Annotated in this window: 20 protein-coding genes; 2 read left to right on the forward strand and 18 right to left on the reverse strand. The window is 72.5% G+C overall.

What is annotated here, in order from left to right; all coding sequences use genetic code 11:
* Nucleotides 1-577: 577 nt before the first annotated feature.
* The 6 genes from era to ACFWA7_RS34855 form a co-directional block, all read right to left on the reverse strand.
* Nucleotides 578-1,519, reverse strand: a complete 942-nt coding sequence (gene era / locus ACFWA7_RS34830) for a GTPase Era (protein ID WP_385544584.1) — start codon at nt 1,517-1,519, stop codon at nt 578-580.
* Nucleotides 1,520-1,572: 53 nt separating this feature from the next.
* The gene (locus ACFWA7_RS34835) at nt 1,573-2,508 is read right to left on the reverse strand and encodes a WxL protein peptidoglycan domain-containing protein (protein WP_385827080.1); all 936 of its coding nucleotides are present in this window, start codon (nt 2,506-2,508) and stop codon (nt 1,573-1,575) included.
* Between the two features lie 78 nt (nt 2,509-2,586).
* Entirely contained in the window at nt 2,587-3,909 is a 1,323-nt protein-coding gene (locus ACFWA7_RS34840) for a beta-xylosidase (protein WP_385827082.1), read from the reverse strand.
* Nucleotides 3,910-4,182: 273 nt separating this feature from the next.
* A complete protein-coding gene (locus ACFWA7_RS34845; protein ID WP_385544575.1) occupies nt 4,183-4,659 on the reverse strand; it encodes a hypothetical protein in 477 nt (158 codons plus the stop codon).
* Nucleotides 4,660-5,162: 503 nt separating this feature from the next.
* Nucleotides 5,163-5,516 carry a cytidine deaminase gene (locus ACFWA7_RS34850; RefSeq protein WP_385544572.1) on the reverse strand — a complete coding sequence of 118 codons (354 nt, stop codon included), beginning with the start codon at nt 5,514-5,516 and terminating at the stop codon, nt 5,163-5,165.
* Nucleotides 5,517-5,568: 52 nt separating this feature from the next.
* Nucleotides 5,569-6,390 carry a helix-turn-helix transcriptional regulator gene (locus tag ACFWA7_RS34855; RefSeq protein WP_385827095.1) on the reverse strand — a complete coding sequence of 274 codons (822 nt, stop codon included), beginning with the start codon at nt 6,388-6,390 and terminating at the stop codon, nt 5,569-5,571.
* Between the two features lie 358 nt (nt 6,391-6,748).
* Here ACFWA7_RS34855 and ACFWA7_RS34860 point away from each other — a divergent pair, with 358 nt between their 5' ends.
* Complete coding sequence (locus ACFWA7_RS34860) at nt 6,749-8,197, forward strand: MFS transporter (protein WP_385827084.1); 1,449 nt, start codon at nt 6,749-6,751, stop codon at nt 8,195-8,197.
* A gap of 4 nt (nt 8,198-8,201) precedes the next feature.
* On the opposite strand, the gene ACFWA7_RS34865 is transcribed toward ACFWA7_RS34860, so the two are convergent.
* The 6 genes from ACFWA7_RS34865 to ACFWA7_RS34890 form a co-directional block, all read right to left on the reverse strand.
* A complete protein-coding gene (locus ACFWA7_RS34865; RefSeq protein WP_385544566.1) occupies nt 8,202-8,555 on the reverse strand; it encodes an MmcQ/YjbR family DNA-binding protein in 354 nt (117 codons plus the stop codon).
* Nucleotides 8,552-9,844, reverse strand: coding sequence for a hemolysin family protein (locus ACFWA7_RS34870; RefSeq protein WP_385544563.1), 1,293 nt, complete (start codon nt 9,842-9,844; stop codon nt 8,552-8,554). The genes ACFWA7_RS34865 and ACFWA7_RS34870 overlap by 4 nt, the downstream gene beginning before the upstream one ends.
* A complete protein-coding gene (gene ybeY / locus ACFWA7_RS34875; protein ID WP_385544560.1) occupies nt 9,841-10,338 on the reverse strand; it encodes an rRNA maturation RNase YbeY in 498 nt (165 codons plus the stop codon). The genes ACFWA7_RS34870 and ybeY overlap by 4 nt, the downstream gene beginning before the upstream one ends.
* 12 nt (nt 10,339-10,350) lie before the next feature.
* Nucleotides 10,351-11,367, reverse strand: coding sequence for a PhoH family protein (locus ACFWA7_RS34880; protein WP_385544557.1), 1,017 nt, complete (start codon nt 11,365-11,367; stop codon nt 10,351-10,353).
* 176 nt (nt 11,368-11,543) lie between these two features.
* Entirely contained in the window at nt 11,544-12,686 is a 1,143-nt protein-coding gene (locus ACFWA7_RS34885) for a carbohydrate kinase family protein (protein WP_385544554.1), read from the reverse strand.
* Nucleotides 12,687-12,752: 66 nt separating this feature from the next.
* Nucleotides 12,753-14,066 (reverse strand): glucarate dehydratase family protein, encoded by a 1,314-nt coding sequence (locus ACFWA7_RS34890; protein ID WP_385827087.1) that lies wholly within the window; start codon nt 14,064-14,066, stop codon nt 12,753-12,755.
* Between the two features lie 259 nt (nt 14,067-14,325).
* On the opposite strand from ACFWA7_RS34890, the gene ACFWA7_RS34895 reads away from it, so the two are divergent.
* Entirely contained in the window at nt 14,326-15,525 is a 1,200-nt protein-coding gene (locus ACFWA7_RS34895; protein ID WP_385827089.1) for an MFS transporter, read from the forward strand.
* 1,004 nt (nt 15,526-16,529) lie between these two features.
* Here the strand turns inward: ACFWA7_RS34895 and ACFWA7_RS34900 are convergent.
* The 6 genes from ACFWA7_RS34900 to ACFWA7_RS34925 form a co-directional block, all read right to left on the reverse strand.
* Nucleotides 16,530-17,537 (reverse strand): adenosine deaminase, encoded by a 1,008-nt coding sequence (locus ACFWA7_RS34900; protein WP_385827091.1) that lies wholly within the window; start codon nt 17,535-17,537, stop codon nt 16,530-16,532.
* A gap of 50 nt (nt 17,538-17,587) precedes the next feature.
* Nucleotides 17,588-18,499 (reverse strand): ribonuclease Z, encoded by a 912-nt coding sequence (locus ACFWA7_RS34905; RefSeq protein ID WP_385544542.1) that lies wholly within the window; start codon nt 18,497-18,499, stop codon nt 17,588-17,590.
* A 103-nt stretch (nt 18,500-18,602) separates the two neighbouring features.
* On the reverse strand, nt 18,603-18,962 hold the full coding sequence (locus ACFWA7_RS34910) for a histidine triad nucleotide-binding protein (protein WP_385544539.1): 360 nt from the start codon (nt 18,960-18,962) through the stop codon (nt 18,603-18,605).
* A gap of 121 nt (nt 18,963-19,083) precedes the next feature.
* A complete protein-coding gene (locus ACFWA7_RS34915; RefSeq protein WP_385544536.1) occupies nt 19,084-19,617 on the reverse strand; it encodes a hypothetical protein in 534 nt (177 codons plus the stop codon).
* Nucleotides 19,618-19,668: 51 nt separating this feature from the next.
* Nucleotides 19,669-20,421 (reverse strand): 16S rRNA (uracil(1498)-N(3))-methyltransferase, encoded by a 753-nt coding sequence (locus ACFWA7_RS34920; protein WP_385544533.1) that lies wholly within the window; start codon nt 20,419-20,421, stop codon nt 19,669-19,671.
* Nucleotides 20,422-20,431: 10 nt separating this feature from the next.
* The gene (locus ACFWA7_RS34925; RefSeq protein ID WP_385827093.1) at nt 20,432-21,508 is read right to left on the reverse strand and encodes a nitronate monooxygenase; all 1,077 of its coding nucleotides are present in this window, start codon (nt 21,506-21,508) and stop codon (nt 20,432-20,434) included.
* Between the last annotated feature and the right edge of the window lie 185 nt (nt 21,509-21,693).

A 21,693-nucleotide genomic window follows, 5' to 3' on the forward strand; every position in this document is an offset into this window, starting at 1 on the left:
GCCCCCGGCCCCCCGTTGCGGGGCCTGCGGCCCCTGCACCCCGCTACGGGGCTCCGCCCCGGACCCCGCTCCTCAAACGCCGGAGGGGCTGGAGATACCTGGGGGCGCGGGGAACTGCGCGCCCAGCCCCCACGCACCCGCAGACGAAACGGGGTCCGGGGCGCAGCCCCGTAAGCGGGTGCCAGGGGCGCGGCCCCGCACAGGGGGTGCCAGGGGCGCGGCCCCGCAGCGGGGGTCCGGGGGCGGAGCCCCATAAGCAGAGGTCCGGGCGCGGATCCCCAGAAGCGACGGTATCGGGGGCGGAGCCCCGAAGCGGGGTGCGGGGGCCGCAGGCCCCGCAAAGGGGGTGCAGGGGCACAGCCCGAGCGGGGTGCAGGGGCGCAGCCCCGCCCGGGGTCCAGGGACACAACCCCACCCCGGGTCCAGGGGCACAACCCCACCCCGGGTCCAGGGGCACAACCCCACCCCGGGTCCAGGGGCACAACCCCACCCCGGGTCCAGGGGCCGCAGCCCCCGGGAGAAACACCTCAACCCCCACCCACCCCCGGAGGGTTTAGGTGGAGGGGCGGGGTGGGGCTCAGAAGCCCAGCTTTCGCAGCTGCTTCGGGTCCCTCTGCCAGTCCTTCGCCACCTTCACATGAAGGTCCAGGAACACCGGCGTCCCCAGCAGCGCCTCGATGTGCTTGCGGGACTTCGTCCCGACCTCCTTGAGCCGCTTGCCCTTGGGGCCGATGATGATCCCCTTCTGGCTCGGCCGCTCGATGTACACGTTCGCGTGGATGTCCAGCAGCGGCCGGTCCGCCGGGCGGTCCTCGCGCGGCAGCATCTCCTCCACCACCACCGCGATGGAGTGCGGAAGCTCGTCCCGTACACCTTCCAGCGCCGCCTCGCGGATCAGCTCGGCCACCATGACCTGCTCGGGCTCGTCCGTGAGGTCGCCCTCGGGGTAGAGCGGCGGGCCCTCGGGCAGGAGCGGGACCAGGAGGTCCGCGACCAGCTGGACCTGCAGGTCGCCCACCGCCGAGACCGGCACGATCTGCGCCCACTCGAAGCCCAGCTCGTCCCCGAGCCGCTGCACGGCGAGCAGCTGCTCGGCCAGCGCCTTGGAGTCGACCAGGTCGGTCTTCGTCACGATCGCGATCTTCGGGGTCTTCTTGATCCCCGCGAGCTCCTTGGCGATGAACTTGTCGCCGGGCCCGAGCTTCTGGTCCGCGGGCAGGCAGAAGCCGATCACGTCGACCTCGGCCCAGGTCGTACGGACCACGTCGTTCAGCCGCTCGCCGAGCAGCGTGCGCGGCTTGTGGAGGCCCGGTGTGTCGACCAGGATCAGCTGCCCGTCGGGGCGGTGCACGATGCCGCGGACGGTGTGCCGCGTCGTCTGCGGACGGCTGGAGGTGATCGCCACCTTCTGTCCGACCAGAGCGTTCGTGAGGGTGGACTTGCCCGCGTTGGGGCGGCCGACGAAGCAGGCGAAGCCGGCCCGGTGGGGGGCGTTGTTCTCAACAGTACGAGCGCTCATGCCGCTCATTCTCCCCGATCGGAACGGTCCCGCTGTACGCGCGGTCCCTGCGCTCAGCCCCGGCGCCCCCGGACCCGCCGCAGCCGCCACCCCGCGAACCCCGCCGCCAGGGCCCCCACCAGCACTCCGAGCCCGATCCAGGGCAGGGCGAGGAAGGACGCGCCGCCCGACCCGGTGACGCCCTTCGCACTCGCCGTGAGACGTATGTCGCCCCGGTCCAGCTGCGGCGAGCCCGCCCACGGCTCGGTCAGGCGGACCTTCTGGCCGGGCAGCAGCTCGGCCGGGACGTTCGTCAGTGCGCGGTCCAGCAGCGTCCGGCCGAACAGGCCCGTGGCCTTCAGTTCGACCTTCGGGTCGAGCGTGACGTTGCCCCGGTTGTGGAGCGTGTAGGAGATGACGGACCTGCTGCTGCCCGTGCCCGGCACCAGTGGGCGGTGCTGGGTGAGGGAGACGTCCTCGACCGCGAGTGCGGGCACGGTGGGGCCGGTGATCCGCAGATAGACCCGCGCCCCGACCGCCTGCTGCACCCCCATCGCCAGCTCCCCCTGTCCGGCCGCGACCTTCTCGTCCAGGGCGACCAGCGCCCCGGGGTGGTCGCCGGGCTCCGCGTCGGCCGGGACGGTCACGGTGAACGGCACGGTGACCGAGGCGTGCGCCGGGACGGTGACCGCCGTCCGGTCGGGCCTGGTCCAGGCGCCCACGCCGTGCTGCGGCTCGCGCTGGGTGCGCACGGCGAACCCGCCGTCGCGCTCGGTGTTGTACGCGTCGGCCCCGTACAGCCGGAAGGCCATGGGCGCGGCCGTCTTGTTGGTGACGGTGACCTTGTCGGTGAGGGTGGTGCCGGGGCCGGCGGAGAGGTAGAAGTACGGGCGCCGGTCCGCGCCCGGGGAGGACGGGAAGACGGCCCAGTTGCCGTTGTCGGCGGCGCGCGCGGGCGTGCCGAGGAGCAGGACGGCCGCGGCGAGGAGGAGGACGTACAGCTTGCGCACGGTGCGGAACCCCCGGGGACGGGTGGGCCGGCCGGGTGCGCGCCCGGCCCACGGGTTGATCGGTCGTACGGGCCCTGATCAGGCCAGCGTGAGCGTCAGCACGCCGGAGTACGCGCCGGGGGCGGTGAACGCCGGAACGTTCAGCGAGACCCGGGCGTCCACGGTGAACTCACCGCCCGTGAGCGCCGCGTTGGGCGTGGTCGCGAGGGTCGCGCCCGCGCTGCCCACGGTGCCCGGCGAGCCCGCCGCGCAGGTCGACGGGGAACCGGCCTTGGTGGCGCAGGCCGGGGTCCAGCCGAGCTTGGAGGCGTCGATCTTCACGCCGCCGGGGCCGGTGAAGTCGGTGACCTTGCCGGTCAGGGACCAGCCCGCGGGGCCGCCGCGGAAGTCCTGGACCGTCACCGTCTGGAGTGAGCCCCGGGAGAAGCCGCCCTTGCCGAAGTCGACGGCGTCCATGGAGACGGCGTCGCCGGCCTGGGCCATGGAGAGTGTGCCCGCCTTGACCGAGGAGTTGAGCTTCTGGCTGTTCGGCGGCGCCGGGGTGTCGTCGACGACGCTGTACGCCGCCGGGCCCGCGCCCTTGTCGTCGCTCCAGCTCGCTCCCTCGTAGGCGACGATGCCGCTGGTCGCCTTGTCGTTGACCGTCAGGGCGGTGGAGAACGCGCCCTGCGCGTCCGCCGTCACGGTCGCCTTGTCGGCGGTCTCGGCGGCCCCGGCCCGGCCGACGACCGTCACGGTCGCGCCCGCGGTGAACTTCGACCCGGTGACGGTGACGCTCGCGCCGGGCTTGCCGGAGGCGGTGCCCAGCTGGACGGCCCGCTGGTTGGTCTGGCCGCCGCCGGTCGCGGTGACCGTCTCGGAGACGGGCGCGGGCGGGTTGGTGACCGTACAGGGGGTGTCCAGCTCCATGATGTAGCTGGTGTGGATGTTGTAGTCGCCGGGCGACAGGGTGATCGCGCCGGGTGCGGTGACGGTGAACGTACCGGTCATGGAGAACGGCGGGAACGCGCCCTTCCCCGGCACCGGGTCGTTCTTCTTGGGTCCGGCGACCGTGACGGCGCCGGACTGCGCGCCGCCGACGGTGACCTTTCCGGTGGGGGTCATGATGTCGGCGGGTAGCGCCAGGTCCACCGGGTTGCCGGCGGCGGGCTTGGTGACCGTGTACGTCACGGTCACCGTATCGCCCACCTTGGGCGTGGCGTTGTCGACGGTGATCTGGGCACTCGTGGTGCCGTCGATCGGCGGGATGCCCGCGATGGGCGGCGGTACGCAGTGCGTGGCGAAGTCGACGGGCGTCGCGGCCAGGGCCTGTCCGGGTGCGATGAGCGCTCCGGTTCCGGCCATGAGCGCCGCGGCTCCCAGTACGGCGGCCCAGTGGCGCCGTCTTCGTGCTGAAGGCATGACTGCCCCCCTCTGCGGTTGTGGCGCAGCAGCGGCTCGGCTGCGCCGGCAGGGAGCCATTGACCTGGGGGCGCGAAAAGAAGTCAATGGAATCGAAATCCCCTGACTGATGGGCCATCAGATTCTGTCAAGATCCGCGTTCTCGCAGGTCAACCGGTGGATCGCGGTCCGCTCACGGCAGCGCGGAACCGGCGCCGCTGGCGGCGGCGCCGGTCCCGTGAGGCGTGGGGGGCTGATGCTTCCCCGGAGTCGGCCGAACGGTCGGCCGAACGGTCAGCTGAACACGAACGGCCCGGGCGCCTGGGCCGCCGTCGAGTTGCAGGTCACCGTGATCCCGAAGACCAGCATCTTGACCGAGCCGGGGTGCGCGTTGGCGGAGAGCCCGGGCGAGACGGTCCCGCCCAGCGGGCCGACCGTGACCCCGCTGCCCGCCGACATCGCGGGGTTGCGCTTGCCACTGAAGACCACGGTGCCGCCCCCGGCCTTGGCCATGGTCAGCGTCGTGGTGATGGAGTTCGCGCCCACCCCGATCGGGGTGGTGATCTCGGAGGAGGTGAGGGTGACGGTGGCGGCCGTGCCGTTCTGGGTGGCCGTCAGCGTCGCCTCACCGCCGCCGTAGAAACCGCAGTTGTAGACCTCGGTGGCCGACCCCGGGGAGACGGCCGAGGCCGTCGGGGCCAGCACCAGTGCACCGGTGGCCAGTCCTCCCGCGGCGAGCGCCGCGAGCACCAGTGGCCTCTTGCGTAACATCGGTTCCCCTTCCCGTACTTCCCGTACAGGGAGATGGCGAGTGCCGCGCTGAAGCGCATGCGCATGCGCGTGAAACCGTCCGCGGGCGGGGTGCGCACGCCACACGGGAGGAGGGCGGCCGACTCGGCCGGGGGCCGCGGCTCGCGCCCCCTGCCCGGCCGCCGTATCTGACGGTCCGTCGGATGAACTGCTGTTCATTGATGCGCGGGGGGCGCGGGGGCGCAAGGGGGGACCGGGGGTTTCTTCGGCGGGGGCCGCAGACGGCCGGAAACCGTCGGTCCGGCGGACCGCAACCGGCCACGGCCCCGGCGGCTGGAACCGGCCACGGCCACGGCCGGAGCGGAGTGCCTCAGCTGCGGGCCGTCTGTGGCTGGTCGCGCAGTTCCCCGCGCCCCTTAGGGGGCCGCTCCTCGCACGCCGGAGGGGCTGGAGGTGCCGGTCTTTAGGGGCGCGGGGAACTGCGCGAGCAACCCCCACCGGCCCGAAGACGAAGACCTGGCAGCTCAGCCCGCCGCGACCCTCGTGCGGAGTTCCCCGTCCGGGCCCGCCACCAGGACCGGCGTGGTCGCGCCGCCCAGGTCCCGCACCGCCGCCCGGTCCTCGGCGCACGCCGTCTCCGCCTCGGTCACCACGGCCGCCGCCTCCAGCGACTTCGCCCCGCTGGCCACGGCCATGGCGACCGCCGTGCGCAGCGCCGAGAGCTTGAGCGAGTCCAGCTCCACGGTCCCGGCGACGTACGTACGCCCGGTCTCGTCCCGTACGGCCGCGCCCTCGGCCACCCCGTTGCGGGCCCGGGCGCTGCGCGCCAGGGTGATGATCTTGCGGTCCTCGGGGTCGAGTTCGGTGCTCTGAGTCATGCGACGAGCATAAGGAGTGCGCCCGGAGCGGCCCGTGCGCAACCCCCCGCGCTCAGCCCGCCACCGGGTACATCGACCCGCGCCGCCCCTCCGGCGAGGCCAGCCACTCCAGCTTCGCGGCCGTGTCGGTCTCCGGCAGCGGATTGTGCAGCACGATCGCGAGGTCCGGGCGGGCGGGGACCCGCAGCTGGGTGGACTCGACGAACAGCGTGCCCACCACCGGGTGCTGGATCTCCTTCTTGATCTGGCCGCCGGGCAGGATGTCCCGCTGACCCCACAGCTCCGCGAACTCCGCCGAGAGCCGGGACGCCTCCTCGACGACCTCCTGGAAGCCCTCGTCACCGGGCCGCTCCGAGCAGGCCGCCCGGTACTGGGCGACCACCTTCCCGGCGATCTCCTCCCAGCCCTTGGCGCGGGAGCGGTAGACCGGGTCGGTGAAGAAGGCGACCAGACAGTTCTGCACGATCTCGGGGCGCATGCCGAGCACCATGGCGGCCGTGTCGTTGTACATCACCGTGTTCCAGTACACGTCCATGATGTGCGCGGGGAACGGCATCCAGGCGTCGATCAGCCGCTGCAGGCCCTGGCACATGTCGGCGTTGGCCGGGTCGACCTCGGGCGCGGGCGGGTTGAGCCCGGCCAGCACGTACAGATGCCGGCGCTCGGCGCTGGTCAGCTTGAGGACCCGGCCCACCGAGTCCAGGACCTGCGGCGACACCGTGATGTCCCGGCCCTGCTCCAGCCACTGGTACCAGGAGACGCCCACCCCGGCCAGCACCGCGACCTCCTCGCGGCGCAGCCCCGGGGTGCGGCGGCGGGCGCCGCCGTCGGGCAGCCCGGCGGCGGTGGGGCTGATCCGGCCCCGCCGGTTCATCAGGAACTCGCGCAGTTCGGTGCGCCGCAGCGACTTGTCGATCGGCGTGGCCACGTACGTACTCCCTCCCCCTCGTCGGCTACCGGTCGGCGCCTTAGGGCCTGTCCGGCGGATCTGGTCGGCACGCGGGTCTGGTGCATCCATCTGCGGCGTTGTCGTCGGTTGCCATGGCTCCGCCATGTCGCCCTCCTCCGCCTTGCAGCTGCACGCGCCAGACACCCGCTCACCAGCACCGACAGCGCGCCCGGGCCGAGGCCGACCAGATCCGCCGGACAGGCCCTGGCCGCTGCCTGGTGGTGCCGCCAACAGGATAAGTTCCCACTCTCCACGGCGATTCCCGGACGGCCAGGCTGTGGCCATGGCAATCGACACCCACACCGCACCGGCCACGCCGGCCGCCGCACAGGCCCCGCAGGACGGCCGGCTCTCCGGCCGGGCGAAGCTGGTCCTGTTCGTGCTCTGCGCCGCCCAGTTCATGGTGGCGCTCGACTTCTCCATACTGAACGTGGCGCTGCCCGTCCTCGGCGACGACCTGGGCCTGAGCCGGTCCGCGCTCCAGTGGGCGGTCACCGCGTTCGCGCTGCCGTCCGGCGGCTTCCTGCTCCTGTTCGGCCGGATCGCCGATCTGTACGGCCGCAAGAAGCTGTTCCTGACCGGTCTCGCCCTCTTCGGCGCGGCCTCGCTGCTCGCGGCCCTCGCCTGGGACCCGGCGTCGTTCCTGACCGGCCGCGCCCTTCAGGGCCTGGGCGCCGCGGTGATCGTGCCGACCGGTATGTCCCTGCTGACCACCACCTTCCCCGAGGGCCCGCAGCGCGACCGGGCGCTCGGCATCAGCGGCACCCTGCTCTCGCTCGGCTTCACCGTCGGCATGGTGCTCGGCGGGGTCATGACGGACACGCTGGGCTGGCGCTCGACCATGGGCCTGCTCGCGGTCGCCGCGGTGACCGTCCTCGCCCTGGCGCCCGGCCTGCTGCCCGAGTCGCTCCCCCATAGCCTAAAGGGCATGGGAGGTGCCCCCATCCCGGACCGCCCGCGCCTGGACGTGCCCGGCGCGATCACCGTCACCGGCGGGCTGCTCGCCCTGATCTACTCCCTGTCGACGGCGGCCCAGCGCGGCTTCGGCGGCGCGGACGTGTGGGGCACGCTGGTCGCCGGTCTGCTGCTGCTCGCGGCGTTCGTGGTCGTCGAGTCGAAGGCCGCGGCCCCGCTGGTCTCGCTGCCGATGCTGAAGCGCCGCACGGTGGCGTGGGGCAACCTGGGCGGCCTGGTCACCTTCTCGATGATGTCGACGGTCATCTTCGTGCTGACCCTCTACCTCCAGGAGGTCCTGGGCCTGTCGTCCTTCAAGACGGGTCTGGTCTTCGGCGTCCAGGGCGCCATGTCGGCGGTCGCCGGCAGCTACGCCGCCAAGGTCATCGGCCGCTTCGGCGCCCGCCGCACCCTGGTCGTCTCACTGCTCGGCCAGGGCCTGTTCATCGCCCTGCTGCTCGCCCTGGGCCGCGAGTCGGGCGCGCTGCTCGCCACCGTCGCCGTCTCACTGGCCAGCATGTGCCACCTGGGCGCGATCATCTCGTACGGACTGACCGTCACCAGCGGTGTGCCCGACGAGGAGCAGGGGCTGGCGACGGGTCTGGTCACCACCACCCAGCAGGTCGGCATCACCATCGGCATCCCGCTGCTCGGCGTGCTCGCCACCACCGGGGACGACCTGTTCCACGGGGTGCGGACCGTGCTGCTGACCGACGCGGTGATCGTGGTCGCGGCGGCGGCGCTGGTGGCGGTCGGCCTTGGCCGCCGGAAGGTCTAGCGGGTCAGGGCCGGTCGAGCCGGAGCCGCTCGGCCTTCGGGAGACCGGCCACGACCAGGTCGTACGAATCCTCGATCAGCTCCCGGACCAGCCGGTCCGGGAGCTGATCCACGTCCACCGTGTTCCAGTGGCGCTTGTTCATGTGCCAGCCCGGCACGATCGCCGGGTACTCGGCGCGCAGCCGCACCGCGTCGTCCGGGTCGCACTTGAGGTTGGCGGTGAGCGGGGCGCCGCCCAGGTTGCTCAGCGCGAACATCTTCCCGAGGACCTTGAAGACCGAGGTCCCCGAGTCGAACGGGAACTCCTCGGTAGCGGCGTTGAACGCCAGGCAGAAGGCCCTGAGCTCCTCAGGTGTCACGCCTCTTCCTCCTCCTTGACCGGCTGCGGCTCCACGAGCACGGTCACGATCTTGTTCCGGCGGCCCGCCGGGGACTCGGCCGTCAGGCGCAGCGCCCGCCCGTCCGGCAGGTCCACGGCCGCCGTGGCGCCCGCGATCGGCACCCGCCCGAGCGCCTTGGCGAGCAGTCCGCCGACCGTCTCCACGTCCTCGTCGTCGAACTCGTCGAACCCGAACAGCTCGCCCAGGTCGCCGATGTCGAGCCGCGCGGTGACCCGGAAGCAGCCGTCCGCCAGCTCCTCGACCGGCGTCAGCTCCCGGTCGTACTCGTCGGTGATCTCCCCGACGATCTCCTCCAGGATGTCCTCGATGGTGACGATGCCGGCCGTGCCGCCGTACTCGTCGATGACGACGGCGACATGGCTGCGGTCCTGCTGCATCTCGCGCAGCAGGTCGCCCGCGTTCTTGGTGTCGGGCACGAACGCGGCGGGGCGCATCGCGGTGGAGACCAGATCGGCCTCGGAGTCGCGGTTGATGTGCGTCTTGCGGACCAGGTCCTTCAGATACACGATCCCGACGATGTCGTCCTCGTTCTCACCGGTCACCGGGATCCGGGAGAAGCCCGAGCGCAGCGCGAGGGTGAGCGCCTGGCGGATGGTCTTGTAGCGCTCGATGCAGACGAGGTCGGTACGCGGCACCATCACCTCGCGCACCAGCGTGTCGCCGAGCTCGAAGACCGAGTGCACCATCCGGCGCTCGTCGTCCTCGATCAGCGACTCCTGCTCGGCGAGGTCGACCATCGCCCGCAGCTCGGCCTCGGAGGCGAACGGGCCCTTGCGGAAGCCCTTTCCGGGCGTGAGCGCGTTGCCGAGGAGGATGAGCAGCTGCGGCACCGGGCCCATGATCCTGGCCAGCGGCAGCAGTACGTACGCGGCGGCCGTCGCCGTGTTCAGCGGGTGCTGGCGGCCGATGGTGCGCGGCGAGACGCCTACGGCGACATAGGAGACGAGCACCATCACCGCGATGGCGACGAGCAGCGCGGTCCAGGTCTCGCCGAAGTCCTCCAGGCAGACGTAGGTGACCAGGACCCCGGCCGCCATCTCGCAGGCGACCCGGACAAGGAGGGCCACATTGAGGTAGCGGGTGGGGTCGGCGGCCACCTGGGCGAGCTTGGCCGCGCCGCGCCGCCCGGACCGCACGGCCTCATCCGCGCGGAACGAGGACGTACGGGCGATGCCGGCCTCCGCACAGGCGGCCAGCCAGGCGACCACGACCAGGGCGACGGCGCCGAAGAGCAGTTGCCCGGTCATGAGACGGTCGGCGCCGGGGAGGGGCCGGTGTGGCCCTTCTCCGCCCGCCAGCCGTCGACGATGGCCGCCTGCAGACCGAACATCTCGGCCTTCTCGTCCGGCTCCTCGTGGTCGTAGCCCAGCAGGTGCAGCACTCCGTGGACGGTCAGGAGCTGGAGCTCCTCGTCCATGGAGTGCCGCGTCGGCGCGTCCTCGCCCTGCTGCTTGGCGACCTCCGGGCAGAGCACGATGTCACCGAGGAGCCCCTGGGGGGGCTCCTCGTCGTCCTTCATCGGCGGACGCAGCTCGTCCATCGGGAAGGACATGACGTCGGTCGGACCCGGCAGGTCCATCCACTGGATGTGCAACTGCTCCATGGCCTCGGCGTCCACGACGATCACCGACAGCTCGGAGAGCGGGTGGATCCGCATCCGCGTGAGTGCGTAGCGGGCGATGTCGAGGATCGCCTGCTCGTCGACCTCGGTTCCGGACTCGTTGTTGACGTCGATCGACATGGTGCGCTCTGACTACTTCCCGTTGTGGCCCTGCTGGCTGTCGTACTTCTCGTACGCGTCGACGATACGGCCGACGAGCTTGTGCCGGACGACGTCCTGGGACGACAGCCGGGAGAAGTGGACGTCCTCGACACCCTCCAGGATGTCCTGGACCTGGCGAAGACCGCTCTTCGTGCCGTTCGGCAGGTCGACCTGGGTGACGTCACCCGTGATGACGATCTTCGAGTCGAAACCGAGGCGGGTGAGGAACATCTTCATCTGCTCGGCGCTGGTGTTCTGCGCCTCGTCCAGAATGATGAACGCGTCATTCAGCGTGCGCCCGCGCATGTACGCCAGCGGCGCCACCTCGATGGTCCCCGCCGCCATCAGCCGGGGGATCGACTCCGGGTCCAGCATGTCGTGCAGCGCGTCGTAGAGCGGGCGCAGATACGGGTCGATCTTCTCGTAGAGCGTGCCCGGCAGGAAGCCGAGGCGCTCGCCCGCCTCCACGGCGGGCCGGGTCAGGATGATCCGGGTGACCTGCTTGGACTGCAGGGCCTGGACCGCCTTGGCCATGGCGAGATAGGTCTTTCCGGTACCGGCGGGGCCGATGCCGAAGACGATCGTGTGCTTGTCGATCGCGTCGACGTACCGCTTCTGGTTGAGGGTCTTGGGGCGGATGGTGCGACCGCGGCTGGAGAGGATGTTCTGCGTGAGCACGTCGGCCGGCGTCTCGTGGCCGTCCTCCCCCTTGCCGTTCTCGCTCGCCCTGAGCATGGCGATCGAGCGTTCCACTGCGTCCTCCGTCATCGGCTGACCGGTGCGGAGCACCAGCATCATCTGGTCGAACAGGCGTTGGATGAGCGCGACTTCCGCCGGGGCCCCCGTGGCACTGATCTCATTGCCCCGGACATGGATGTCGGCCGCCGGGAAGGCCTTCTCGATCACGCGCAGCAGCGAGTCACCGGATCCGAGCAGCATCACCATGGGGTGCTTGGCAGGGACCGTGATCCGGGCACTCGCCTGCGGCTGTGTGGGTGTCTGAGTCATGGGCCGGCTCTGTGGCCTGCACATACCTCCCGTTGCAGGGTTCTCGCTGCTCGACAACCCCTGGAATACCAAGCCTACGACCTGGCACTGACAGCGCCGAGGGGTTTTCGGACCGGGTGTTCGGGCACGCTGTCGGCCGTGCTCAGGCCGGGCGCCTCAGCGCGGACCGGGCACGCTCAAGCGGGCCGGCGGAAGCCGATCGTCGGGACGGCCCGGCGCAGCGGCCAGGGCCGGGCCGCGCCCGGCAGCAGCCCCTCCAGGAACGCGTACCGCCGCAGCGCCGCGGGGTCCTGGTCCTCGTACGTACGCACCTGCTGCCACCACGCGGCGATCTCCGCCCAGCCCGGCGCCGAGAGCGAGCCGCCGAACTCCTGCACCGAGAGGGCGGCCGTCAGCCCGGCGAACGCCAGCCGGTCCGCCAGCGGCCACCCCGCGAGCGTGCCGGTGACGAACCCGGCCACGAACACGTCGCCCGCCCCGGTCGGGTCGAGTGCCTCCACCGCGATCGCGGGCACCTCGGCGGTCTCGCCGGTCGAGCCGTCCACCGCGTACGCGCCCTCCGCGCCCAGGGTGACCACGGCGACCGGCACCTTCTCGGCGAGGGCGCGGGCGGCCGCGCGCGGGCAGTCGGTGCGGGTGTAGCGCATCGCCTCGCCCGCGTTGGGCAGGAACGCCTCGCAGTGTTCCAGGCCGGTCAGGCCCGCCAGGTCCCAGTGCCCGGTGTCGTCCCAGCCGACGTCCGCGAAGATCCGCGAGCCGTGCCGGGCTGCGTCGGCGATCCACTCCTCGGTGCGGCCGGGCACCAGTGAGGCGATCGCGGCACGCGCGCGTGGGGCGACGGCGGGCGCGCCCGCATGGAAGGGCACGGCCTCCGGGGGCGCCTCGTGGCCGTGCGAGACCATGGTCCGCTCGCCCTCGTACGCCATGGAGACGGTGACCGGCGAGTGCCAGCCGGGGACGGTCCGCGACAGCGACAGGTCGATGCCCTCGCCCTGCTCCAGGGCGTCCCAGCAGTACTCGCCGTAGTGGTCGTCGCCGAAGGCCGCCGCCAGCGAGGTGCGCAGCCCGAGGCGGGCGAGCGCGATGGCCATGTTGGCGACCCCGCCGGGGCTGGAGCCCATGCCGCGAGCCCAGGACTCCGTGCCGCGCACCGGGGCGGAGTCGAGGCCGGTGAAGATGATGTCGAGGAAGACCGTGCCGGTGAGGAAGACGTCGCACTCCGGGTCGCGGGGCCGGCGCACCTTGTCCAGCGGGTCGACGCCCGCGGTGTGGCCCCACCGGTCGGCGCGGTCCTGCTGCTCTCTGCTGGATGTGGTCACGGCGGACTCCCCGTTCGCGTACGGATCAGGCCAGTGTGCCCGATCCGTTCGCGGACGAGACCCCTCCTACCAGCGCGGCAGGGCCGGCGTGCGCCACTGCTCGTGCCCGGGGGCCCGTCGCATCGCGGCGGCGTCGTCGCGGTCGCGCAGGGTGCCGTCGTCGGCCAGCCAGCGCCGGTGGAGGCGGTCGAGCGCGTCGCGGTCGAGGGTGACCCCGAGCCCGGGGGCATCGGAGACGGTGAGCCGCCCGCCCCGGAAGACATGGCGGTCGACCACGACGTCCTCGCTCTGCCAGGGGTAGTGGCTGTCGCACGCGTAGTCGAGGTTGGGCACGGTCGCGGCGACGTGGGTCATCGCGGCGAGGCTGATGCCCGTATGGGTGTTGGAGTGCATGGACAGGCCCACCCCGAAGGTGCGGCAGATCGCGGCCAGCTCCCGGGTGTTGCGCAGCCCGCCCCAGTAATGGTGATCACTGAGGACGACCTGCACGGCGTCGCTGAGGAACGCCTCACGGATCTCGTCGAAGGTGGTCACGCACATATTGGTGGCGAGCGGGACGTCCGTACCCGCCGAAACCTCCGCCATCGCGCGCGTGCCGGACGCCGGGTCCTCCAGGTACTCCAGTACGTCCGCGAGCTCGGCGGCGACGCGCAGCGAAGTGGCCGCACTCCAGCCGCCGTTCGGGTCGAGCCGCAGCGGATGCCCCGGAAAGGCCTCGGCGAGCGCCCGGACCGCGGCGACCTCCTGCTCGGGCGGGAAGACACCGCCCTTGAGCTTGAACGAGCCGAACCCGTACTCGCGCACGAACCGCCGGGCCTGAGCCACGATCCCGGCGGGGTCGAGGGCCGCCCCCCAGTCGTCCTTCTCGCCCGCCCCGCCGGGGTGTTCGGCCCACCGGTAGAAGAGATAGGCGCTGTACTCCACGCTTTCGCGGACCTTGCCGCCGAGGAGCGTGTGCACGGGCACGCCGAGCGTCTTGCCGAGTGCGTCGAGGCAGGCCACCTCGAAGGCGGAGACGACGGAGAGCCGCAGCTTGTCGGCGCTCTGCACACCGCGCAGCCCGCCGACGTCGACGGAGTGATCGACGCGCGCCTCATCCACGGGCAGATTGTCCATAAGTGTGAACAGTCCATTGAGGTCGGAAAGGTCATGCCGGGCGGCGAGAAGGCAGGCGGCGTAGGGCCGGGCCAGCTCCAGGTACTTGGTGTCGCCATAGGTCTCCCCGATGCCGGCGACACCGCCATCAGTGACGACTTCGACGACGAGGCGTGGGGTGTACGACTGGTGCACGCCCTGGACGTTGAGGAGCGGGGGGTCGGAGATGAGGACGGGAGTGAGCCGGATGTCGACGATGGTGTGCTGCTGCGGCTGGGCATCCATGGGAATGGAGACTAGATATGTGAACAGAGGGGGGTCAAGGGAGCGGCGCGGAGGGGCGAGTGAGGGAGCGCTGAATACCCGCCATTCGACTCCCCAAACGAAATGTGACCCAGATCACTAATTTGTGGCTTTCGTGTGCCCGGGGCACTTGATACAAATTGGGCCGCGTTCCCGTACGTGACAACACCGGGCGCATCCCCCCTCTTTGAACTTTCTCCGCACTCCTGCCCGTTCGGGCACCGCCCTTCCTGGAACGCCCATGTCCGCACGCCCTCGTGCCGCCCGGCCTCTGGTCGCCGTCTTCACGGCCGGCTACCTCGCCGCGTATCTGCTCCCGACCGTCGTGGGCCGCCTCTCGTCAGGCCTCGGCCTCTCCTCCACCCAGGCCGGACTCATCGGCTCCAGCCTGCTGTTGAGCTCGGCGGCGGCGGGCTTCGCGCTGGCGGCGCGGGTGGAGCGGTACGGGGAGCGCCGCCTGGCCCGGCTGGGCCTGCTGCTCGCACTGGGCGGTTACGGCGGCGCCGCGCTCACGACGCACCTCCCCCTGGTGGTGGCGGGCGCGGTGGTCGGGGGCTTCGGCTCCGGTACGGCGACGGCGGTGGCCGCGTCGGGGATGGCCGCGCGGCGGGATCCGCACCGGCTGACCACGCTCGGGCTGCTGTCCGTCTCCGCGACGGCCGGGGCGCTGTATCTGACGATCCCGCACCTCGGGGGCGGCCACGGGTTGCCGTTCGCGGCGATCGCGGTGGTGGCGGGGGTGGTGTGGCCGGTGACGACCCGTTTGCCGGGCCCGGCCCCGGCCCACTCCACCGGACGTACGGCATCTGCCCGCCTGCCGCACCGCCGCGCGGGATCGGTTCTGGCGGCGGCGATGCTCTGCTGGTCCCTGGCGCAGAACGCGCTGTGGGGCGTGAGCGGCCGCATCGGCCTGACCCAGGCCGGCCTGACCGAGGTCACGGTGGGCGCGGTGTTCGCGGTGGCGCTGGGCGCGGGCCTGCTCGGGGTGACCGGCGCGGGGGCGCTGGGCACGCGGCTGGGGCGGGCGGTGCCGATCGGGGTGGGGACGGTGGTGATCGCCGGGTGCGTGGTGGTGAGTTCGTCGGCGCGGGGCCTGGTGTCCTTCGCGGGCGGCGAGATCCTGTGGAACGTCTTCTACCCGGTGGTGCTCTCGTACTTGATCGCCCTGGCGGCGTCCCTGGACCCCCGCGGCCGCTGGGCGGTCCTGGCGGGCTCGGCGTCATCGCTGGGGGTGGCGTGCGGGCCCCTGACGGGGAGCGTGCTGTCCTCGGAGGTGGGGTACGGGGGGATGGGGGCGGTGTTGGGGGTGCTGCTGCTGGCGGTGGCCGGCCCCTTGACGAGGCTGGCGGCCCGCCCGCGCCGTCACCCGCTGATCGCGGCGGCGACCCCGCAGCCGGTGGTTCGCCCTGCGGGCGGGGGCGAGTTCAGCTTGTCGGTGTGAGGGGGCGGGGCTGGGCGGGGCGGGTGGGGCTGGTCGCGCAGTTCCCCGCGGAGCCCTCCGGGGGGGGGTGCGGGATTCGCCTGCGGGCCCGGTGGGGGCTGGTCGCGCAGTTCCCCGCGCCGCTTCTTGGCCCGGTGTCTGTCTGCGGGCTGTGCGTGGCTGGTCGCGCAGTTCCCCGCGAAACCCTCCGGGGGGGTGCGGAATTCGCCTGCGGGCCCGGTGGGGGCCGGTCGCACAGCTCCCCGCGCCCCTTCTTGGCCCGGTGTCTGTCTGCGGGCTGTGCGTGGCTGGTCGCGCAGTTCCCCGCAGAACCCTCCGGGGGGGTGCGGAATTCGTCTGCGGGCCCGGTGGGGGCCGGTCGCGCAGTTCCCCGCGCCCCTTCTTGGCCCGGTGTCTGTCTGCGGGCTGTGCGTGGCTGGTCGCGCAGCTCCCCGCGGAGCCCTCCGGGGGGGTGCGGGATTCGCCTGCGGGCCCGGTGGGGGCCGGTCGCGCAGTTCCCCGCGCCCCTTAGGGGACGGGGATGTCCGGGGCGGACGGGTCAGGTACAGGTGGGCGGGGGCGAATTCAGCCCCTCCGGCGTTTGAGGAGCGGGGGCCGGGGCGGAGCCCCGCAGCAGGGACCGGAGGCTGGGCCCCAGGTAGCCCACCACCCTCGCGCCGGGGTCCGGGGCGGAGCCCCGAAGCGGGAGCGGGGAGCAGCCCAGCGGGGACACCGGGGGCGCAGCCCCCGAAGCGGGGACCGGGGGCGCAGCCCTCAGGTAGCCCACCCACCCCCGCGCCGGGTCCGGGGCACAGCCCCAGCGGGGGTACCGGCGGGCGCAGGTCCCCCATAGCGGAGTGCAGGGGGCGCAGCCCCCGCCAGAGGCGCAGGAGGCGCAGCCCCCGCCAGAGGCGCAGGAGGCGCAGCCCCCGCCAGAGGCGCAGGAGGCGGAGGCCCCGCCGACGGGGTCCGGGGGTGTAGCCCCCGGGAGAACCACCTCAACCCACCCCCCACCCCCGGAGGGTTTAGGGAACGGGCGGGGTGGGGAACTCGTACTCTTCGACCTCCGCCAGATACCCCTCCCGCACCCCCTCCTCCCCCTCCAAGAACGCCGCCAGGAACGAGTTGCGCGCGAGGGACCGCAGGTCCTCGGAGGACAGCCCCAGCGCCACCCCCACCGCATCGAACGTGTCCCCCACATACCCCCCGAAGTACGCGGGATCGTCGGAGTTCACCGTGCACATCAGCCCCGCGTCCATCATCCGCCGCAACGGATGCTCCTCCAGGACGGGCACGGCCCGCAGCCGGACGTTCGAGAGGGGGCAGAGCGTCAGCGGGATGCGGTCGCGGACCAGGCGGGCGACCAGCGAAGGGTCCTCCAGGGCCCGCAGCCCGTGGTCCACCCGTTCCACCCCCAGTACGTCGAGCGCCTCGGTGATGTACGACGGCGGGCCCTCCTCCCCCGCGTGCGCCACCTTCCGCAGCCCCAGCGAGTCCGCCACCGCGTACACCTCGCGGAACTTCGCCGGCGGATGCCCGACCTCCGCCGAGTCGAGGCCGATGCCCACGATCCGGTGCAGATGCGGCCGCGCCGCCTCCAGCGTCTCCAGAGCGGACTCCGCCGACTGGTCGCGCAGGAAGCAGAGGATGAGCCGGGTCGTGATGCCGTGGCGGTCCGCACTGCGGTCCAGGGCCCGGCCGAGCCCCTCCACCACCGTCCCGATGGGCACGCCGCGCGCCGTGTGGGCCTGCGGGTCGAAGAAGATCTCCGCGTGCCGCACCCCCTGCGCCGCCGCCCGCGCCAGATACGCCTCCGCCAGCGCCTCGAAGTCGTCCTCCGTGCGCAGCACCGCCATCAGCGAGTAGTACAGGTCGAGGAAGGACTGGAGGTCGTCGAAGAGGTACGCCTTGCGTAGTTCCTCGGTGTCCGCGTACGGCAGCCGCACGCCGTTGCGCGCGGCGAGTTCGAAGGCGAGCTCGGGTTCGAGGGTGCCTTCGATGTGGAGGTGGAGTTCGGCTTTGGGGAGGGGCATGGTGGCGCTTCCTGAAAGTGGCTGGCTCGAAATTCGCTGGAACAACGTGACTACGGCGTACGTCTCGGCAGCGGCACCCGTATCAGATCCGCCGCGATCGTCAGCTCCCCCTCGAACCCCGCGCCCCGCGCCTGCCGCTCGAACGCCGCCGGGTCCGCGTACCGCTGCGAGAAGTGGGTGAGGACGAGGTGACGGACCCCCGCGTCCCGGGCCACCCCGGCCGCCTGACCCGCCGTCAGATGCCCGTGGTCCTCCGCCAGCCGTACGTCCTCGTCCAGGAACGTCGACTCGACGACCAGCATGTCGCAGCCCTCGGCCAGCGCGGGCACGCCGTCGCAGAGCCGGGTGTCCATGACGAAGGCGAACCGCTGCCCGCGCCGCGTCTCGCTGACGTCGTCGAGCGTCACCCCGCCGAGCGCGCCCTCGCGCTGGAGGCGGCCCACGTCCGGCCCGGCGATGCCGTGCTCGGCGAGGAGCGCGGGCAGCATCCGGCGCCGGTCCGGCTCGGTGATCCGGTAGCCGTAGGACTCCACGGGGTGCGAGAGCCGCCGCGCTTCGAGCGTGTACGCGTCGGTCGCGGCCAGCACCGCCCCCTCGCCGTCGACCGGCGCCTGCGACAGCTCGACCGTCTCGCGGTAGGCCGTCGCGTACCGCAGCCGGTCGAAGAAGTGCTGCCCGCTCGCCGGGTAGTGCGCGGTGACCGGGTGCGGCACGCGGTCGAGGTTGATCCGCTGGATCACCCCGGCGAGCCCCAGCGAGTGGTCGCCGTGGAAGTGCGTGACGCAGATCCGGTCGATGTCGTGCGCGGCCACGCCGGCCCGCAGCATCTGCCGCTGGGTGCCCTCGCCGGGGTCGAAGAGGATGCCCTCGCCGTCCCAGCGCAGCAGATAGCCGTTGTGGTTGCGGTGCCGGGTCGGGACCTGGCTGGCGGTGCCGAGCACCACCAATTCACGTACGGACAACGCCTGTACTCCGATTGCCTCGCGAAGACCTGCCGAGCGCCCAGGAGCGCCTGCTTGTCCGGCTGGGGGTCCGGGGGGCGCCCCGGGAAAGAGCAGCCCGGTCCTACCCCGGCGGCCACTGCAGGCCGCGCCCGCCGAGCAGGTGGGCGTGCGCGTGGAAGACGGTCTGGCCCGCGCCGCTGCCGGTGTTGAAGACGATCCGGTACCCGCTGCCGTCGATGTTCTCGGCGGCGGCGATCTCCCCGGCCTCGCGCAGCAGATCGGCGGCGATCGCCGGTTCGGCGGCGGCGAGCGAGGCGGCGTCGGGGTGGTGGACGCGGGGGATGACGAGGATGTGCGTCGGCGCCTGGGGGTTGATGTCGCGGAACGCCACGACGGTCTCGGTCTCCCGGACGACGGTCGCCGGGACGTCCCCCGAGACGATCTTGCAGAACAGGCAGTCCGCCTGCGGCTCTCCGGCCACGGTCCTGAGCTCCTCGGTCGCGGTGGAACAGTGGATCAGTCAGAGGCATGCTACTGACGTCTGCCCGCCGATCCCCACTCGCCCCGGGTCCACTCGCCCCGGGTCCATCCGTCCCGGTTCGTCACTTGCCCCGGAACGACTCCGTCACGGTCACCGTGACCGTCACCGTCGGGCGGCTGCCCGGTTTGCCCGGGGGCCTGGGGGTGTTCTTGGTGGGGGGCGGGGCGTTGCAGTCGCCCAGGACGCCGGCGTGGAAGACCGTGCGGTCCGCGACCTTCGCCGTCAGGTCGCCGCGTACACAGCGGTCCTCGCGCTCCTCCGTCACCTTGCCGGTGACGTGGATCTTCTTGTTGTCGTCGGTGCGGCCCCGGCAGTCGACCGTGGCGACCGTACGGGTCGAACCGGCCGACGGGGTACGGGTCGAGGTGCCGCCGCCGTCGATCTTCGCCGTACACGTCAGGTAGCGCACCTTGACGCCGTCGTGCTCCAGCTTGCTCGTCGCGACCTTGTCGGTGGTCACCGAGACGGTTACCGAACTCATGCCGCCCACCGGGTCGCAGGCCGCGGCCCCGACGGCGGCCACCCCGGCCAGAGCGAGCGCGGCGAGCGCGCGCCGGTGGCGCAGCGGCAACGTGACGTATCTCCTTGCCCCCATACGCACCAGCGTCCCACCACCGCGCCGGGCGCGGTAGACGGCTTTACGACGTCACGACCAGCGGCCGGTGCGTCCCATCAGCAGCGCGGCCGCCGCCGTGCCCGCCGTGGAGGTGCGCAGAACGCTCGGGCCGAGCCGGTACGGCTGGGCGCCCGCCTCCGCGAAAGCCGCCAACTCCTCGGGGGATACGCCCCCTTCGGGGCCCACTACCAGGACGATCTCCCCGTGGGCGGGAAGCTCGGCGGTGGCCAGCGGCTCGCTCGGGGTGTCCCGGTCCTCGTGCAGCACGGCGGCGAAATCAGCCGTGGCCAAAAACGCGACAACCTGCTTGGTCGTCATCGCGTCCCGCACCTCCGGGAACCGCACCCGGCGCGACTGCTTGCCCGCCTCCCGGGCCGTGGCGCGCCACTTGGCGAGGGACTTGGCGCCCCGGTCGCCCTTCCACTGCGTGATGCAGCGCGAGGCCTGCCACGGCACCACGGCGTCGACGCCGGTCTCGGTCATCGTCTCGACCGCGACCTCGCCCCGGTCGCCCTTGGGCAGCGCCTGGACGACGGTGATGCGGAGCTCGGGCTCCGGCTCGTGCGCCAGTGAGTCGAGCTGGACGATCAGGCGGTCCTTGCCCTCGGCCGCCAGGACCACGCAGTCGGACCAGTTGCCGAGACCGTCGGTCAGGACGACGTCCTCGCCGGGCTGGAGCCGCTTCACGGAGACGGCGTGCCGCCCCTCGGGCCCGTCCAGTACGTACCGGCCGCCCGGCCCGGACTCGCGGAAACGGTCGACGACGAAGACCGGGGCGGTCATGACGCACTCCTCATATGTTTCGGTTTCTCGATGCGGCGGCCAACGCGGCCAGCGCCGCGTCCAGTTCGGCCGCCAGGACCTGCACCAGCTGCCCGGCCGGCAGTTCGCGCGCCAGCCGGTGCCCCTGCCCCGCCCACAGGGCCATGCCCTGGGCGTCGCCCGCCGCCGCGGCGGCCCGCCGCAGCCCGGCGGTGAGCTGGTGCACCTCCGGATAGGCGGCCGGGGCGTACGGCCCGTGCTCGCGCATGAACCGGTTGACCAGCCCGCGGGCCGGGCGTCCGGAGAACGCCCGCGTCAACTCCGTACGGACGAAGAGGGGGTTGGTCAGCGCCTGCTTGTGCAGCGCGTGCGCGCCGGACTCGGGGGAGGCCAGGAAGGCCGTGCCGAGCTGCGCCGCGTCCGCGCCCGCCGCGAGCACCGCCGCGATCTGGGCGCCGCGCATCAGCCCGCCGGTCGCGATGACCGGCAGCCGTACGCTCTCGCGGACCTGGGTGATCAGCGAGAGCAGCCCGATCCCGGAGCCGTCGGCCTGCGGGTCGTCGCGGTGGGTCGACTGGTGCCCGCCGGCCTCTATCCCCTGCACGCACACGGCGTCGGCCCCGGCGCCCTGCGCCGCCAGCGCCTCGTCGGGGGTGGTCACGGTGACGACGGTGTACGTGCCGAGGGCGGCGAACGCGGCGAGCACCTCGCGCTCGGGGCAGCCGAAGGTGAAGGAGACGGCCGCGACCGGGTCCTCGCGCAGTATCGCCAGCTTGGCCTCGTAGCCGTCGTCGCCACCGGAGTCGGCGTCGCCCAGCGGCGTCTCGTACCAGGTGGCCTCGCCCGCCAGCTGGTTGCGGTACACCTCGATGACGGCCGGGTCGGTGTGCGGCGGCTGCGGCATGAACAGGTTGACCCCGAACGGCCGCCCGGTGAGCCCGCGCAGCTGCTTGATCTCCTGGTACATGCCGTCGGCCGTCTTGTAGCCGGCGGCCAGGAACCCGAGTCCGCCGGCCTCGCAGACCGCGGCGGCCAGACCGGGGGCGGAGACGCCACCGGCCATGGGAGCCTGCACGATCGGATACCGGCAGAGATCGGTCAAAGCCATGCCCGCATGGTGCCACGGGTGCGCTCCGGCACCGAATCGCCCGTCCCGCCATGGGCTGCGCCCCCGGACCCGCTCGGCCTGCGGGGCCGCCCTCGGGCTCCGCCCCGGGCCCGGTCTTTACCTGCGGACCGTGGTGGGCTGAGCGCGCAGTCCCTGACTACCCAGGGGCGCGGGGAACTGCGCGA

The organism is Streptomyces sp. NPDC059994, from assembly GCF_042737755.1.
Lineage (GTDB): Bacteria > Actinomycetota > Actinomycetes > Streptomycetales > Streptomycetaceae > Streptomyces.

Bases quoted from the DNA above. Each gene is read 5' to 3' on its own strand.
- era (WP_385544584.1), bottom strand. From the start codon at position 1,519: ATGAGCGCTCGTACTGTTGAGAACAACGCCCCCCACCGGGCCGGCTTC.
- ACFWA7_RS34840 (WP_385827082.1), bottom strand. From the start codon at position 3,909: ATGCCTTCAGCACGAAGACGGCGCCACTGGGCCGCCGTACTGGGAGCC.
- ACFWA7_RS34845 (WP_385544575.1), bottom strand. From the start codon at position 4,659: ATGTTACGCAAGAGGCCACTGGTGCTCGCGGCGCTCGCCGCGGGAGGA.
- ACFWA7_RS34850 (WP_385544572.1), bottom strand. From the start codon at position 5,516: ATGACTCAGAGCACCGAACTCGACCCCGAGGACCGCAAGATCATCACC.
- ACFWA7_RS34855 (WP_385827095.1), bottom strand. From the start codon at position 6,390: ATGAACCGGCGGGGCCGGATCAGCCCCACCGCCGCCGGGCTGCCCGAC.
- ACFWA7_RS34860 (WP_385827084.1), top strand. From the start codon at position 6,749: ATGGCAATCGACACCCACACCGCACCGGCCACGCCGGCCGCCGCACAG.
- ACFWA7_RS34870 (WP_385544563.1), bottom strand. From the start codon at position 9,844: ATGACCGGGCAACTGCTCTTCGGCGCCGTCGCCCTGGTCGTGGTCGCC.
- ybeY (WP_385544560.1), bottom strand. From the start codon at position 10,338: ATGTCGATCGACGTCAACAACGAGTCCGGAACCGAGGTCGACGAGCAG.
- ACFWA7_RS34880 (WP_385544557.1), bottom strand. From the start codon at position 11,367: ATGACTCAGACACCCACACAGCCGCAGGCGAGTGCCCGGATCACGGTC.
- ACFWA7_RS34890 (WP_385827087.1), bottom strand. From the start codon at position 14,066: ATGGATGCCCAGCCGCAGCAGCACACCATCGTCGACATCCGGCTCACT.
- ACFWA7_RS34895 (WP_385827089.1), top strand. From the start codon at position 14,326: ATGTCCGCACGCCCTCGTGCCGCCCGGCCTCTGGTCGCCGTCTTCACG.
- ACFWA7_RS34900 (WP_385827091.1), bottom strand. From the start codon at position 17,537: ATGCCCCTCCCCAAAGCCGAACTCCACCTCCACATCGAAGGCACCCTC.
- ACFWA7_RS34915 (WP_385544536.1), bottom strand. From the start codon at position 19,617: ATGGGGGCAAGGAGATACGTCACGTTGCCGCTGCGCCACCGGCGCGCG.
- ACFWA7_RS34920 (WP_385544533.1), bottom strand. From the start codon at position 20,421: ATGACCGCCCCGGTCTTCGTCGTCGACCGTTTCCGCGAGTCCGGGCCG.
- ACFWA7_RS34925 (WP_385827093.1), bottom strand. From the start codon at position 21,508: ATGGCTTTGACCGATCTCTGCCGGTATCCGATCGTGCAGGCTCCCATG.